This window comes from Sphingomonas sp. (assembly GCF_964263785.1).
Taxonomy (GTDB): domain Bacteria; phylum Pseudomonadota; class Alphaproteobacteria; order Sphingomonadales; family Sphingomonadaceae; genus Sphingomonas.
In genome coordinates, this window is record NZ_CAXVWL010000095.1 from 17319 (window position 1) to 30760 (window position 13442).

At 64.8% G+C, this 13442-nt stretch carries 11 protein-coding genes; 4 read left to right on the plus strand and 7 right to left on the minus strand.

What is annotated here, in order from left to right:
* Nucleotides 1-31 precede the first annotated feature (31 nt).
* Nucleotides 32-1513, plus strand: coding sequence for a heme peroxidase family protein (locus ACE5C1_RS12805; protein ID WP_374944462.1), 1482 nt, complete (start codon nucleotides 32-34; stop codon nucleotides 1511-1513).
* Nucleotides 1514-1523: 10 nt separating this feature from the next.
* On the opposite strand, the gene ACE5C1_RS12810 is transcribed toward ACE5C1_RS12805, so the two are convergent.
* The 5 genes from ACE5C1_RS12810 to queF form a co-directional block, all read right to left on the minus strand.
* A complete protein-coding gene (locus ACE5C1_RS12810; RefSeq protein ID WP_374944463.1) occupies nucleotides 1524-2054 on the minus strand; it encodes a hypothetical protein in 531 nt (176 codons plus the stop codon).
* Nucleotides 2055-2149: 95 nt separating this feature from the next.
* A complete protein-coding gene (locus ACE5C1_RS12815; RefSeq protein ID WP_374944464.1) occupies nucleotides 2150-2374 on the minus strand; it encodes a DUF2188 domain-containing protein in 225 nt (74 codons plus the stop codon).
* Between the two features lie 109 nt (nucleotides 2375-2483).
* Nucleotides 2484-3764 (minus strand): glycoside hydrolase family 130 protein, encoded by a 1281-nt coding sequence (locus tag ACE5C1_RS12820; RefSeq protein ID WP_374944465.1) that lies wholly within the window; start codon nucleotides 3762-3764, stop codon nucleotides 2484-2486.
* Between the two features lie 51 nt (nucleotides 3765-3815).
* Nucleotides 3816-6086, minus strand: a complete 2271-nt coding sequence (locus ACE5C1_RS12825) for a glycosyltransferase (RefSeq protein ID WP_374944466.1) — start codon at nucleotides 6084-6086, stop codon at nucleotides 3816-3818.
* 141 nt (nucleotides 6087-6227) lie between these two features.
* Nucleotides 6228-6674 carry a preQ(1) synthase gene (queF, locus tag ACE5C1_RS12830; protein WP_374944467.1) on the minus strand — a complete coding sequence of 149 codons (447 nt, stop codon included), beginning with the start codon at nucleotides 6672-6674 and terminating at the stop codon, nucleotides 6228-6230.
* A gap of 29 nt (nucleotides 6675-6703) precedes the next feature.
* Here queF and ACE5C1_RS12835 point away from each other — a divergent pair, with 29 nt between their 5' ends.
* Nucleotides 6704-8260: a cryptochrome/photolyase family protein gene (locus ACE5C1_RS12835; protein WP_374944468.1), complete on the plus strand. Its 1557-nt coding sequence runs from the start codon at nucleotides 6704-6706 to the stop codon at nucleotides 8258-8260.
* Nucleotides 8261-8347: 87 nt separating this feature from the next.
* Nucleotides 8348-9293 (plus strand): IS630 family transposase gene (locus tag ACE5C1_RS12840; RefSeq protein ID WP_374944469.1). Its coding sequence is split into 2 segments (ribosomal slippage): nucleotides 8348-8685 and nucleotides 8684-9293, totalling 948 coding nucleotides; the frame shifts between segments, so codons are not numbered across the junction.
* A gap of 46 nt (nucleotides 9294-9339) precedes the next feature.
* Here ACE5C1_RS12840 and ACE5C1_RS12845 read toward each other — a convergent pair.
* Nucleotides 9340-9471 (minus strand): hypothetical protein, encoded by a 132-nt coding sequence (locus ACE5C1_RS12845; protein WP_374944470.1) that lies wholly within the window; start codon nucleotides 9469-9471, stop codon nucleotides 9340-9342.
* A 248-nt stretch (nucleotides 9472-9719) separates the two neighbouring features.
* The gene (locus ACE5C1_RS12850) at nucleotides 9720-10871 is read right to left on the minus strand and encodes a LacI family DNA-binding transcriptional regulator (RefSeq protein ID WP_374944471.1); all 1152 of its coding nucleotides are present in this window, start codon (nucleotides 10869-10871) and stop codon (nucleotides 9720-9722) included.
* Between the two features lie 88 nt (nucleotides 10872-10959).
* On the opposite strand from ACE5C1_RS12850, the gene ACE5C1_RS12855 reads away from it, so the two are divergent.
* The coding region (locus tag ACE5C1_RS12855; RefSeq protein ID WP_374944472.1) for a TonB-dependent receptor at nucleotides 10960-13442 on the plus strand (2483 nt) is incomplete at its 3' end.

Consider the following 13442-nt stretch of genomic DNA (forward strand, 5'->3'; position numbering starts at 1 on the left):
ACCACGTCCCTCCGGCAAGGAGAGGCAGGTCATGGCCCATCACGGCGTCTATCCGCACGACATCGTTCCCCCGCGTTCCAAATACGCCGACTCGGGCCGTTTCGGCCGCCTGTTCGGCAAGCTCCCGCCGTTCGCCGCCGATACCCCCGACGTCCGCGCCGCGCTGCTCGACATCGGCAAGCCCGGCGGCATCATGGACGCGCACGACGACCTGAAGCAGACACCCAAGGACCTGATCGTCAACCCGGCCTTCTCCAAGAAGAACTCCGACAATCCGAACCTGACCGCAGGCTTCACCTTCCTCGGCCAGTTCCTCGATCACGACATGACCCTCGATCCGACCTCGAGCCTGGAGCGTCAGGCCGATCCCGAGCATGTCGCCAATTTCCGCACCCCCAGCCTCGGCCTCGACAACGTCTACGGCGCAGGGCCGGGCGTCCACCCGCACCTGTACGACAAGGCGACCGGCTACACCTTCCTGGTCGAGCAGATGGGGACGCCCGGCAAGTTCGACGTTCCGCGCAACAGCCAGAACGTCGCGCTGATCGCCGACCCGCGCGACGACGAGAACATGATCATCAGCCAGCTCCAGCTGGCCTTCCTCAAGTTCCACAACGCCGTCGTCGACCACGTCAAAACGAAGATCAAGCTCAAGGCCGCGGGCGAAATCTTCGCCGAAGCGCAACGCATCGTCCGCTGGCATTACCAATGGATGATCGTCCACGAGTTCCTGCGCAAGACGTGCGGCGATGCGGTCGTCAACGACGTGCTGGAGAACGGGCGCAAGTTCTACAAATGGAACAACGAACCTTTCATCCCGGTCGAATTCTCGGTCGCCGCCTACCGTTTCGGCCACAGCCAAGTGCGCCCTTCCTACCGCGCCAACTTCACCAGCGGTCCTGGCGGCACGCCGTTCTTCGCGATGATCTTCACGCCCGCCCCGTCGAGCCCAACCGACCCCGACGACCTGTCGGGCGGCAGCCGCGCCCCGCGGCGATTCATCGACTGGCCGACCTTTTTCGACTTCGGCGACGGCAACGTGAAGCCCAACAAGAAGATCGACACGTCGCTATCGACCGCACTGTTCCGCTTGCCCGGCTCGGTCGTCGCCAACCCCGATCCGAAAACCAATCCGGCCTCGCTCGCGCAGCGCAACCTGCTGCGCCACCTCACCTTCTCGCTACCAGCGGGTCAGCGCGTCGCACGCGCGATGAAGATGGACATGCTGTCGAAGGGCGACCTCGCCGACCTCAAGCCCCACGGCCTCGACGACCGCACCCCGCTCTGGTTCTACATCCTGCGCGAAGCGGCGGTGATCGAGAATGGCGAGCGCCTGGGTCCGGTCGGTGCACGCATCGTCGCGGAGGTGTTTCTCGGTTTGCTACAGGGCGACCGCTCTTCCTATCTGTCGCAGGACCCCGACTGGGAACCCTTCCTGCCGACGGTCGACGCGTCCAAGACCGGCGAGGATTTCGGCATGATCGACCTGCTGCGGTTCGCGGGTGTCGGGTGAACAGGGCCATCTAGGCTGGCTGACCTGCCTCCATCCACTGATGCATGGCACGAACGAGCTCGGCGGTTGGGTACTCGCGTATATCGTCCTCCGACGATCCAGCTGCGAGTTCGCGCTCGTAGTACCATTCCTGGAAAGCGATATACTTGCCTTGGATCATCGATGCGCCGATCGCAGGCGCGCTCGCCTGCGCGATCAGCCAGCTCCTGACGCTGCGCATCGCCTTCTTATGGTCTCCATCGTGAGAGTGGATGTCCCATCCCGCTATATCGGATAACGCCCTTTGATAATCGTAGCTCGTGCGTTCGAGGATCAGGATCCGTTTATCGGCGAGTACGCCATCGCCGTAGCGACGACACCCGTGATCCAGTCCCAGCTCGAACGGCATGTTCATCCGGGCGAACTCGTCCGCCGCCGCGGACTTGCAACGCGTGAGATCGTGGATGCCGTATTTCGAACCGCGGATCAAATCGACAATTCGATCGAGACGAGCAGCCGCATTGTCGGCATTTTCCGGCGCAAGTCGCGGATGAAACCCCATCTAGACCACGCAAAACGCGATCGCCTGCAGGATCGGAGCGAAATCGTCGTCAAAAGGACAGTTGATAAAGAGCGACCGGTCGAAGGGGGGCAAGGTCAGCCCTTCGGCGGATGCGCGTCATGTCCGTAGGAGTTGCGCTCGCGAATACGTCCATCACGGCCGTGCACGTACAGCTCGGTCCGCTGGTTCTGCGCAATCCGCGTGGCTGCCCGCACGGCGTCGTCCTGCGTGGCATGTGTGCTGGTCACCTTCGGCGATCCCGCCTTCCTGACGCTCCATCCGCGCCCGTTCGGAACAACATGTTGGCCCGGCTTGGACATGCGCTTGCTCCTTCTCTCATCGAACATAGCGACGTTTCGTGCAGATCGCCAGTCGAGAGAGGAGGCGATCCCGTGCAAGGCGCTCGCGTTCGCCCGTCCCGCCTGCGCCTCACATCGCCGCCAGCATCTCCTGAACGCTCACGAACGCAAAGCCGATCGAGCTGTCCGCGATGCCGTACGGCAGGAACAGATTGTCCCCGTGCCGGATCGCGCCGCACGAATAGACGACGTTGGGCACATAGCCCTCACGGTCCTGGTCCTTCGCCGCCAGGATCGGCTGCGAGGTCCGCCCGATCACCTTGCCCGGATCGCGCTTGTCGAGCAGCACCGCGCCGATCGAGTATTTCCGCATCGCCCCCACCCCGTGGGTCAGCAGAAGCCAGCCCTCGTCGAGCTCGATCGGCGGCCCGCAATTGCCGATCTGAACGAGCTCCCACGGGAAGGTGGGCCGCAGGATCATCGCTCCATCCTCCCAATGCCCGAGTTCGTCCGACTTCAGCAGAAACAGATTCTCGCCGTCCGATCGGCCGATCATCATATACTGCCCGCCGATCTTGCGCGGGAACAGCGCCATGCCCTTGTTGCGTGCCGCGCCGCCGGTCATCGGCACCAGGTCGAACGCGCGGAAATCGCGGGTGCGCATCAGCTCGGACTGGATCACCGATCCGTTGTAGGCGGTGTAGGTCCCGATCCATTCGAACGTGCCGTCGTCGTGCTGGAAACGGACGATCCGCAGATCCTCCAACCCCTTCGACTGCGCCTGCGTGATCGGGAAGATGACGGTACCCGACAGCGTCGAATCGCGGTGGCGATACACCGTCACTGGCCCGACCGGTATCTCGTGCTCGACCCCGCCGGTCGCATCGGTGGCGGTCGCGAAGGGCGGCTCGGGAGCGAGCTTCATCTCGCGTGTATCGGTGATGATCCCTTCCCGGAAAGCGACGGAGGAGATGTGCCCCTCGCCCACCGCGCGCATCGACATCAGGATGCGCATGCTCCCCGGTGGCATCCCCGACTGGTCGAAATGCGGCACCGCGCTGGGGTTCATCAGCGCAGCGGCGGCATAGCTGTATTCGTGGCAGAAATATGCGCCGACCAGCTGCCGGCGCTCGTCGCCGATGTCGGCGCCATTCAGTTCGAGCATGTCCTCGATCTGATCGTAGCGAGTCATGAACACCCGCCTGGTCTGCCAGTGCCGTGCCTCGAAATCCTTGAGCACCACCTCGAGCTGCTCGCGTGCATCAGCGTCCGACATCTGGAGCACTTCGCCGATCAGCCGCTCGGTGCGGCTCGGCGGGTTGCCGTGCCCGCCCCACGCGATGTGGAACGGGCGAACGACGACCCGCGACGGATCGGCGTGCAGCCGCAATGGGTGAGTGAACAAATCCATGCGCGGTGTCGAAGTCCCCGGTGTACCCGTTACCTCGACGCGGAGACGAGGCTATGCGGCTTGGCTCGTCTTCCCTGCCACGCCCGACGACGCCTTTGAAAGCCCCCAAATCGCGCAACTCGCCAATTGCAGCGCGAGAATCGACTCGGCCCCCTGATTACGGTTCAATCCGGCGGGCATCAGCCCATCGAAACAGCCACCGTCCGCGCTGGTCGCCAGCGGCATGTCGAGGTCGTTGTCGCCCATGAACCAGCCATAGGCACGCCGCGCCTCGTCGAGCCACTTGGCGTCGCCGGTCGCCTCGTGCGCCGCAACGCACGCATCGACCGTCGCCTGCGCTTCCAACGGCTGCTGGTCGAATTTCAGCGGCTCGCCATACGGCCGGCCGAAACTCTCGGTCCCGACCGCGCGGAATCGCCCTTGTGGGCTGGTCTGCTTGGACACGATCCACTCCAGCGTCGACAGGCCGACGTCGATCAGGTCCTGCCGCTCCAGCGCGACGCCCGCGCGGATCAGCGCCTGCGGCAGCCGCGCGTTGTCATAGGCGAGGACGATCTCGAACCATTCCCACTCGGGCCGCCGCGTTTCCGCCAGCATTTCCATGTAGACGTCGGGAAAGCGCGCCAGGATCTCCTTGGCGAGCTCGTGCCCCGGCCGCGCATCGAGCATCGCCGCCGCACCCAGCATCGCGAACGATTGCGCGCGCAGCGATCCCAGCTCGAACGCCAGGCTGGCGGTCGAATCGAACATCGTCCGCGCCCAGTCGCGGTGCTTGGCGTCGCGTGCATCGCGCGCGGTCACGCCCAATGCCCAGAGCGTCCGGCCGTTCGAATCTTCCGACCCCACGTCCTCGCACCAGATCCGGTCGAAGCCCATGAAGTTGCGGAACCGCCGCGCTTCGGGGTTCCACGCATATTGCAGGAACGACGCGTAGATCGTCGTCCATTTGTCGCGCTGAACCGCATCCATCACCGGCATTGCGCTCATCAGCATCAACGCGCGAGCATTGTCGTCGATGCAATAACCGTGGCGGCGATCGGGGATCGAAAAGATCGAATGCTGCAGCATCCCCGTCGCGTCGCTCATCCGCTCGACCGCGGCCATATCGGGCAGCAGGTTGCGCGGCACCGCCACGACGGCAGGCAGCCTCGCAGGCCGGGCCGCGACGATCGCCTCGATCTCGACCATCGTAGCCTCGGCGAGACGCGGCCAGATCATTGTGCGCCCCCGGGCATAGGCACGCTCGCTCAGCCGCTTGCGGTCGCGATCGCTCGACAACAATGTATCGATCTCGCGCGCAAAGGCGTCGACGTCCTTGAAGTCGACCAATACGCCGTGCCCGTCCGCCAGGATCTCGGTCGCATGGACGTACGGGGTCGAGATCACCGGCTTGCCCACGCCGACCGCATAGGACAGCGTGCCGCTCGTGATCTGCGCCGGATTGGTGTACGGCGTCGCGTAGATATCGGCGGCCTGGAGATAGTCGATCAGCGCGTCATATTCGACGAACTCGTCGATGAACTCGATGTTCTCCGCGACCCCCTTTTCCTCGGCGAGTGCCTTGAGCGAATCGCGATACGCCTCGCCCTTGCTCGCCACCAGATTGGGATGGGTCGCGCCGAGCACCACGTAGAGCAGGTTCGGATGCCGCTCCTTGACCGCAGGCAGCGCGGCGATCAGCGTCTCGATCCCCTTGTTGGGCGCGAGCAGGCCGAAGGTCAGCACGACTTCGCGCCCCGCCCAGCCGAACCGCTCCTTCATCGTCTCGGGATCGACCAGCGCGCGATCGGGCACGCCGTGCGGGATCATGACGATCTGGCGCGGGTTGGCACCGTAGACCCGGCGCAGGATCTCGCGCCCGCGCTCGGCCATCACCACGATCCGCGCCGCGCGGGCGAGCAAGCCCTCCATCACCCGGCGCTCGTCGACGCTCGGCTTCTCTAGGATCGTGTGGAGTGTGACGATAACCGGCAACGTCGTCCGATCGAGCAGCGCCAGCAGATTGTCGCCCGCGGTGCCGCCGTAGATGCCATATTCGTGCTGCACCCAGATCGCCTGCGCGCCGCTCGCCTCGATCGCCCGCGCGGCATCGACATAGGCCGACAGATCGTCCTGCGGAATCGCCGCGGTTACGGCCGGCGGATAGGCGTAGCGACCAGGATGGTCGTCCATTGCATAGACGTCCACCGCGACTTGCGGGAAGCGCGCGCGCATTGCCTGATAGACGTCGGTGGTGAAGGTCGCGAGCCCGCATTTGCGCGGCAGGAAATTGCCGATCAGGACAAGCCGTTCGATCGTGTCTCTGCCGCTCGCCTGCACCATCTGCTACCCTCAATTGTGCGAAAGGGCGTCACGACCACGTCAGCGCCACATCCCGAGAGACAAACCACCAAGTCTGTCCGAAGGTTGCGTATTTGGGTGCAGTGCAGCAAAGATTCAATTCAACCCGTGTTAATCCTGCGACTAACCGCGTCCACGATAGGGTTGCACGCCCTGATCGGGCAGCCACAAGTCCTGGGGCGGCGGACCCGACTGCCAGAACACGTCGATCGGGATGCCCCCGCGCGGATACCAATAGCCGCCGATCCGAAGCCACAGCGGCTGCATCTCCGCGTGGAGCCGCTCGCCGATGCCGACCGTGCAATCCTCATGGAAAGCGGCATGATTGCGGAACGAACCCAGAAACAGTTTCAACGACTTGGACTCGACGATCGTCTTGCCCGGCGCATAATCGATCACCAGATGCGCGAAGTCGGGCTGCCCCGTCACCGGGCAGAGCGAGGTAAACTCGGGCACCGCGAAGCGCACCAGATAGGTGCTCGCGGGGCGCGGGTTGGGGACGTAATCGAGGACGGCTTCTTCTGGGGAGGCAGGGAGCGCGCTGGCTTGGCCGAGATGCTTGGGGGTCATGCACGCGCATGTAGGATGTCGGCGAACCGATGAAAACGCCAAGAGCCGTGACGTTGGTGCCCGTGCTCGGCGACCAGCTCAGCCACGACCTGTCGTCGCTGAGGCGCGCCGACCCGGCGGACACGGTCGTGCTGATGATGGAGGTCGCCGACGAGACGACCTACGTCGCGCACCACCGCCGCAAGATCGCCTACATCCTCTCCGCGATGCGACATCACGCCGACGATCTGCGCGCCCACGGCTGGACAGTCGACTATGTAACCCTGGACGATCCCGACAACACCGGCAGCTTCACCGGCGAGGTCGCGCGCGCGATCCAGCGTCACGCGCCCGACTGCATCGTCGTCGCCGAAGCGGGCGAATGGCGCGTCGCCGCGATGCTCGACAGCTGGGAGACGCTGTTCGGCATTCCCGTCGCCATCCGCCCCGACACCCGCTTCCTCTGTTCGCACGGCGAGTTCGAGGCGTGGGCCGACGGCCGCCAAGTGCTCACGATGGAATATTTCTACCGCGAGATGCGCAAACGCACCGCGCTGCTGATGGATGGCGCAAAGCCCACAGGCGGCAAGTGGAACTACGACAAGGACAATCGCAAGCCCGCCGCCCGCGACCTGCTGATGCCGCGTCCGCTGTCGTTCGAGCCCGATCGCGTAACCCGCGACGTCCTGACGCTGGTCGAGGCGCGCTTCGGCGGCCACGTCGGCAGCCTGGACGCCTTCGACTTTGCCACCACCCGCGCCGACGCGCTCCGCCAGCAGGCGCATTTCCTCGACCACGCCCTCCCCCGTTTTGGCGAAGCGCAGGACGCCATGCTGACCGGCGAGCCGTGGCTCTACCATTCGATCCTGTCGCCCTACATCAACTCGGGCCTGCTCGACCCGCTCGCGCTGTGCCGGGAGGTCGAGGCACGGTATCGCGCGGGAAGCGTTCCGCTCAACAGCGCCGAAGGCTTCATCCGCCAGATCATCGGCTGGCGCGAATACATGCGCGGCATCTACTGGCGCGAAGGCCCCGACTACGTCCGCCGCAACCACCTGAACGCGACCCGCGCGCTCCCGGGCTTCTACTGGACGGGCGAGACCGACATGCACTGCCTCGCCCAGGCGATCGGCCAAACGCTAGACCATGCGTACGCCCACCACATCCAGCGGCTGATGATCACCGGCAATTTCGCGCTGCTGATCGGGGCCGACCCGGCGGAGGTCCACCGCTGGTATCTGGAAGTCTATGCCGACGCCTACGAATGGGTCGAGCTCCCCAACACGCTCGGCATGAGCCAGTTCGCCGATGGTGGCCTATTAGGCTCCAAACCCTACGCCTCCTCCGGCGCATACATCGACCGCATGAGCGACTATTGCCGCACCTGCCGCTACGACGTGAAGCAGCGCACCGGCGAGAACGCTTGTCCTTTCAATGCGCTCTACTGGGATTTCCTGGCCAGGAACGAGGGCAAGCTTGGCGACAATGCGAGGCTGCAGATGCCCTTCCGCAATTGGCGGCGCGCCGAACCCGAGCGTCAGGCCGAGATGCGGGCGCAGGCGGCGCGCTTCCTAGCCACGCTCGATGCGGCGGGTGGAGAATATTAGAGCGGTTTGTGATCTGACGGAGTCGGGGGGGATTCACAAAGGGGTTGAGTTCTGATTCAACGTGCTGGCTGTTGGAGGTCGGCATGGATGACCAGAGCGTATTCGCAGGATTTGCGCGATCGGGTGATTGCTGCGGTTGAGGAAGAGGGTTTGTCCCGCCGCCAAGCGGCGCGACGCTATCGGATCAGCGACGCGGCGGCGGTGCGGTGGCTTCAGGCGCTGCGGCAAGGTCGGCGCGGTGCGTTGGCCCAAGGCGGCGACCGGCGGTCGCGCCTGTCGGGGCACCGGCCCTGGCTGCTGGCGCTGATCGCAGCAGAGCCCGACCTGACGCTACTGGCGGTGTCCGATCGGTTGCAGGCCGAGCACGGGGTGAAGGCGGATGCAGGAATGCTGAGCCGCTTCTTCACAGGCAACGGAATCAGCTTCAAAAAAAAGCGTCTACGCCTCCGAGCAGCTCCGGCCGGACGTAGTGGCGCGGCGTGAGGCATGGCGGGCGATGCAGCCAGTGCTCGGCACCAAGCGCCTGATCTTCCTCGACGAGACCGGCGTCACCACCAACATGGTCCGGCGCTACGGCCGCGGCCCGCGCGGCAAGCAGGTCCGGGGCTACGCCCCCGCCGGGCACTGGAAGGTCACGACCTTCCTTGCAGGCCTGGACCGTGACGGGATCGTCGCCCCCTTCGTCGTCGATGAGCCGATGAACCGCGCGATCTTCACCCAGTATGTTCGCCAGTACCTCGCGCCCGAACTCAAGCCCGGCGACGTCGTGATCCTCGACAACCTGTCCAGCCACAAAGGCGTAGAAGCTGCCGCGTCGATTGAGGCCCGCGGGGCAACGCTGCTGTTCCTGCCGCCTTACAGCCCCGACCTGAACCCGATCGAGATGGTCTTCGCCAAGCTCAAACACCTATTACGAAAAGCCGGCGAGCGTACCCGCGAAGGCCTTTGGACCCGCATCGGCTCCCTCCTCGACGACTTCCCGCCAAACCAATGCAAAAACTACTTCAGACACGCCGGCTATGATGCGGTGTGATCGCAAACGGCTCTAGCCGCTCCCGAATACGCGACGCCGGTCTTCGCTAGGCCAGGTTCGCGCCCAGCGGCTCGCCCTCGTCCTCGATATTCTCGGTCTCGGGCGACGCCGGCGGTACCTGAGGAGTATCGATTATGTCGGCTGAGGGCTCGTCGTCGCGATCGGGGTCATGGGTCATGTCGGCCTCCTGTGAACGGAACGCACAAGGGTCCGCTAACGACCCAGAAGCGGACGCCTGTTCATGTTCACCATCGGCTCATTGTGGCCAGCGATGGCGCAGAGTATTGCGAGCTACCGCAAGGGCGTGCCTTGTTCTGGCATGACATCGCCTGTGGAATGCGGTTAAGCGGAAGGCCGCAACCAACACCTGAGCTGGCCCCGCCTTGGATGGCTGTGATGAGCGAGCACGGCCGAGAATGGATCAGGTCAGTAGACGGCCCGGGCAGTGCTGCCCCGCGCGATCAACTCAAATGGCAGCAGCTTTCTGTATGCGCCGGCGCCAACATCGTCGCGATATCGAGGATCAACCAGGATATCGACCGCCGCCGCCGCCATCTCCGCCTTGGGCTGGCGGATGGTCGTCAGCTGGGGCCAGGCCGCGCGCGATGTGGGCGCGTCGTCGAACCCGGCGATCGACAGGCTGTCCGGCACCGACAGGCCCAGCTTGACCGCGGCCATCAAAACGCCGAGCGCCATGTCGTCGTTGCTGGCGAAGACGGCGGTGGGGCGCTCCGGAGCGCCAAGCAACCGCTCACCGGCGGCGAGCCCAGACAGAAAGGAAAAGTCACCGGGCGCGACCCGGTCCTCACGCGGAACGATCCGGGCGTCCGCCATCGCGGCCTGAAACCCATCCCACCGCCGCTGCGAGACGCTGTGCTCGGGATCACCTCGAACAAAACCGATGTCGCGGTGCCCCAGTGCGAGCAGATGTTCGGTCATCTCGCGCGCCGCGGCGACATCGTCCATCCAGACGAGTCCCGAGCGATCCGCGTTCCCACGCGGAGACACCCGCACATAGGGAAGCGCGTGCGAATCCAGTACGTCCAGGAGGTCCGCTCGATCGCAGGCCGGCGGCGTCAAGATGGCGCCGTCTAGGCGAAGTGCCAGGATGCTCTCGGCAACGGCTTTCGCCCAATCGCCCGATCCGAAATCGATCGGCTCGACGACCAGGTGATAGCTCCGGTCGCGGCAGCGCAGCAGCGCCCCCCTCTGGACGTCGGCGGCGTAGCCGGAACTCGGATCGTCGATGAACAGGCCGAGAAGGTATGACCGCGAGCTCGACAGGCTTCTGGCAAAAGCGTTGGGCCGGTAGTCGAGCTCGGATACGACCCGCTGTACGGCCGCCCTCACCTCCGGACGGACATGGCGCTCGCCGTTGATCACCCGGGACACGGTCTTCGGCGATACGCCGGCCTTGGCGGCCACATCCTTGATCGACACCGACCCTGTCACGCTCGAACCCCGACCGCGTGTGGTTCCAGGAAGCACGACCAGGCGAAACAGGAGAAACAGGCGATCATCGCACCCTGTTACGCCGACCGGAGCAATGAGGAAATGCAAGAACGTGAAAACCGACATCGATGTCGGTTTTCACGTTGACATCGATGTCGGACCTGGTCAGTTTCGCCACCAACCCGGATAAACCGGGGCGAACAGGGAGGATCGAATGAACAGGTTGAACCTGCTGACCGGCGCGGCGCTCGCGACGGTTCTTTGCAATGGCGTCGTGCTCGCCCAGGCGGCTCCCGCGGCCGCACCCGTCCAGACCGCGGGCGGCCAGGTCGATCCGCAAACGGGCGACCCGAGTCCCACCGCCGACAGCGGCCGCGCCGAAACCCAGACCGCTGGCGACCGGCCCGGCCTCGACAGCACCGGCGACATTATCGTGACAGCAACCAGGCGCGAGACGAGTCTGCAGAAGACGCCGATCGCGGTGTCTGCGTTCAGCCAGGCGACCCTCGACCGCCAGCAGGTCCGCGACGTCACCGACCTGTCACGCTTCGTGCCCAGCCTCCAGTTCAACCAGCAGGGAGATCAGTCGGCGATCACCCTGACGCTGCGCGGCATCGGCAACGACACCGCCTTCACGGAAGTCGCCGATCCAGAAGTCGCGATTTACATCGATGGAATCTATTCGCCGCGCGCGCAGGGCGCGTCCACGCTGTTCTACGACGTGGAGCGCGTGGAGGTCCTGCGCGGGCCGCAGGGCACGCTGTTCGGCCGCAACGCCACGGTTGGCGCGCTGAGCATCGTATCGGCGAAGCCAACGCTGGACAGCTTCTACGGCAATGTGGACGCGGTGGCCGGCGCGTACGACCGGCTTGGCGTGCGCGGTGCGTTGAACCTGCCGGTCAACGACAAGCTCGGCTTCCGTGTTGCGTTCGTCACCGAGCAGAACGACGGCTACGTCGACTTCCAGGAACCTCCCGTGGTTACCAACGTCGACCGCGCCGCCTTTGTCACCACCGGCAAGAAATATTACGGACGCGAGCAGCGTTCGGTTCGGCTGAGCGGCCGTTTCGAGCCGTCGGCCCAGTTCCGCTGGGACCTCTCCGGCGAGTATTTCAAGGACACGGGGGGGCCGATCATCGCCCTTCTGCAGACGCCCCGGCCAGGGACAAAGCGCTTCTCGGTCCTTGCGGATACGGTGCCCGACCAGGACCGGTATGCGGCGAGCATCCGGTCGAACGTCAGCTTGGGATTGTCCGACGCGATCCGCGTCAACTACATCGCCGGCTATAACCGGATCGGCGGCAGCACGCAGGTTGACGCGGATGCTGGCGCGCTGCCGCCAACCGGCGGCTTCGACCCGGCGAGCGGACTTCAGCTGTTTCTCGGCGGCTTTGGCGAGAATCGCACCGTGAACTCGCGCTTCGAGTTCAACAGCCACGAGGTGCAGTTGCAGTCCCAGGGCGAGCGAACGATCGAGTGGATCCTTGGCGGCTATTTCTCCCACGAGACGAACCGGATCCGCTTCGACGTCGACCAGCGCGACGGCTACCGTTTCGGCGGCACGCGATCGTTCGTTGGCTCGTTCATCCAGGCCAATCGTCAGATCGAATCGCGCGCCGCTTTCGGCCAGGCGATTTGGAACGCCACGGACGCGCTGCGCCTGACGGGGGGGCTGCGCTACACCAAGGACAAGAAGCAGGATAAGGGCGGCCGCAACGTCACCGCCTTTGGCTGTCCCGCTCCCGGCGATCCCTCGTGCACTGTCAACATCTTCGGCGTGCTGCCGAACGCCAGCGCTGCCGAACTGCTGGCGTTCCTCAACGCGCAGGGCGGCAACTTCTCCATCTCCAACAACGACGTGAAGGGCAGCTGGGACAAGCTGACTTGGCTCGGTCGCGTCGACGCCGATCTTGCGGAAGACGTTCTCGGCTACGCCAGCGTCTCGACCGGCTTTAAGTCGGGCAACATACAGGATGGCGGCCAGACCACCGACCCGGAGACGTTGACCAATTACGAGCTGGGCATGAAGTCGCGGCTGTTCGACCGCAGGCTCACGCTCAACCTTGCCGGCTATTATTCGGACTTCAAGGGCTACCAGGTCAATCAGGTGGTGAATACGCGTGACGCGAACGGCAACATCATCGCAAGCCAGGTCTCGACGCAGAACGCACGCGGCGCCACCTCTTACGGTGTCGAAGCGGAGCTCACCGCCAATTTCACCGACGACGACCGGCTGCAACTTGCCGGCACGGTGCAACGGACGCGGCTGAAGAGCCTGGTCAGCGTGGACGGACGGCTTGATAATTCGGGTGATCCGACGGCGCAGCGTCAGCTTCGCGGCAACGAACTGGCGCACGCGCCGCGGTTCTCGGCGACCGCGACTTACGAGCACGACTTCAACCTGGCGAATGGCGGCAGCATCACGCCGCGCGCCACACTGCACTACGAGACGCGCAGCTATCTGACCTTCTTCAACGGCGATCGCACCAATCGCGTCAATGCATCGGGCCAGCCTGTCTTCTACGGCAACGATTTCGACGAGCAGGACGCTTATACCAAGACCGACCTCGCGATCCGCTACAACGCGCCGGAGGACAAGTATCTGATCGAAGCATTTGTCCAGAACCTCGAGAACGGTCGCATTCGCACCGGCGCGGGCGCCTTCGGGCCGACCCGGTACGCGCCTGTGTTCCTGTC

What these genes read in the sequence shown, in the direction of transcription:
- ACE5C1_RS12805 (WP_374944462.1), top strand. Translation starts at nt 32, where the DNA reads ATGGCCCATCACGGCGTCTATCCGCACGACATCGTTCCCCCGCGTTCC.
- ACE5C1_RS12810 (WP_374944463.1), bottom strand. Translation starts at nt 2,054, where the DNA reads ATGGGGTTTCATCCGCGACTTGCGCCGGAAAATGCCGACAATGCGGCT.
- ACE5C1_RS12815 (WP_374944464.1), bottom strand. Translation starts at nt 2,374, where the DNA reads ATGTCCAAGCCGGGCCAACATGTTGTTCCGAACGGGCGCGGATGGAGC.
- ACE5C1_RS12820 (WP_374944465.1), bottom strand. Translation starts at nt 3,764, where the DNA reads ATGGATTTGTTCACTCACCCATTGCGGCTGCACGCCGATCCGTCGCGG.
- ACE5C1_RS12825 (WP_374944466.1), bottom strand. Translation starts at nt 6,086, where the DNA reads ATGGTGCAGGCGAGCGGCAGAGACACGATCGAACGGCTTGTCCTGATC.
- queF (WP_374944467.1), bottom strand. Translation starts at nt 6,674, where the DNA reads ATGACCCCCAAGCATCTCGGCCAAGCCAGCGCGCTCCCTGCCTCCCCA.
- ACE5C1_RS12835 (WP_374944468.1), top strand. Translation starts at nt 6,704, where the DNA reads ATGAAAACGCCAAGAGCCGTGACGTTGGTGCCCGTGCTCGGCGACCAG.
- ACE5C1_RS12845 (WP_374944470.1), bottom strand. Translation starts at nt 9,471, where the DNA reads ATGACCCATGACCCCGATCGCGACGACGAGCCCTCAGCCGACATAATC.
- ACE5C1_RS12850 (WP_374944471.1), bottom strand. Translation starts at nt 10,871, where the DNA reads ATGTCGGTTTTCACGTTCTTGCATTTCCTCATTGCTCCGGTCGGCGTA.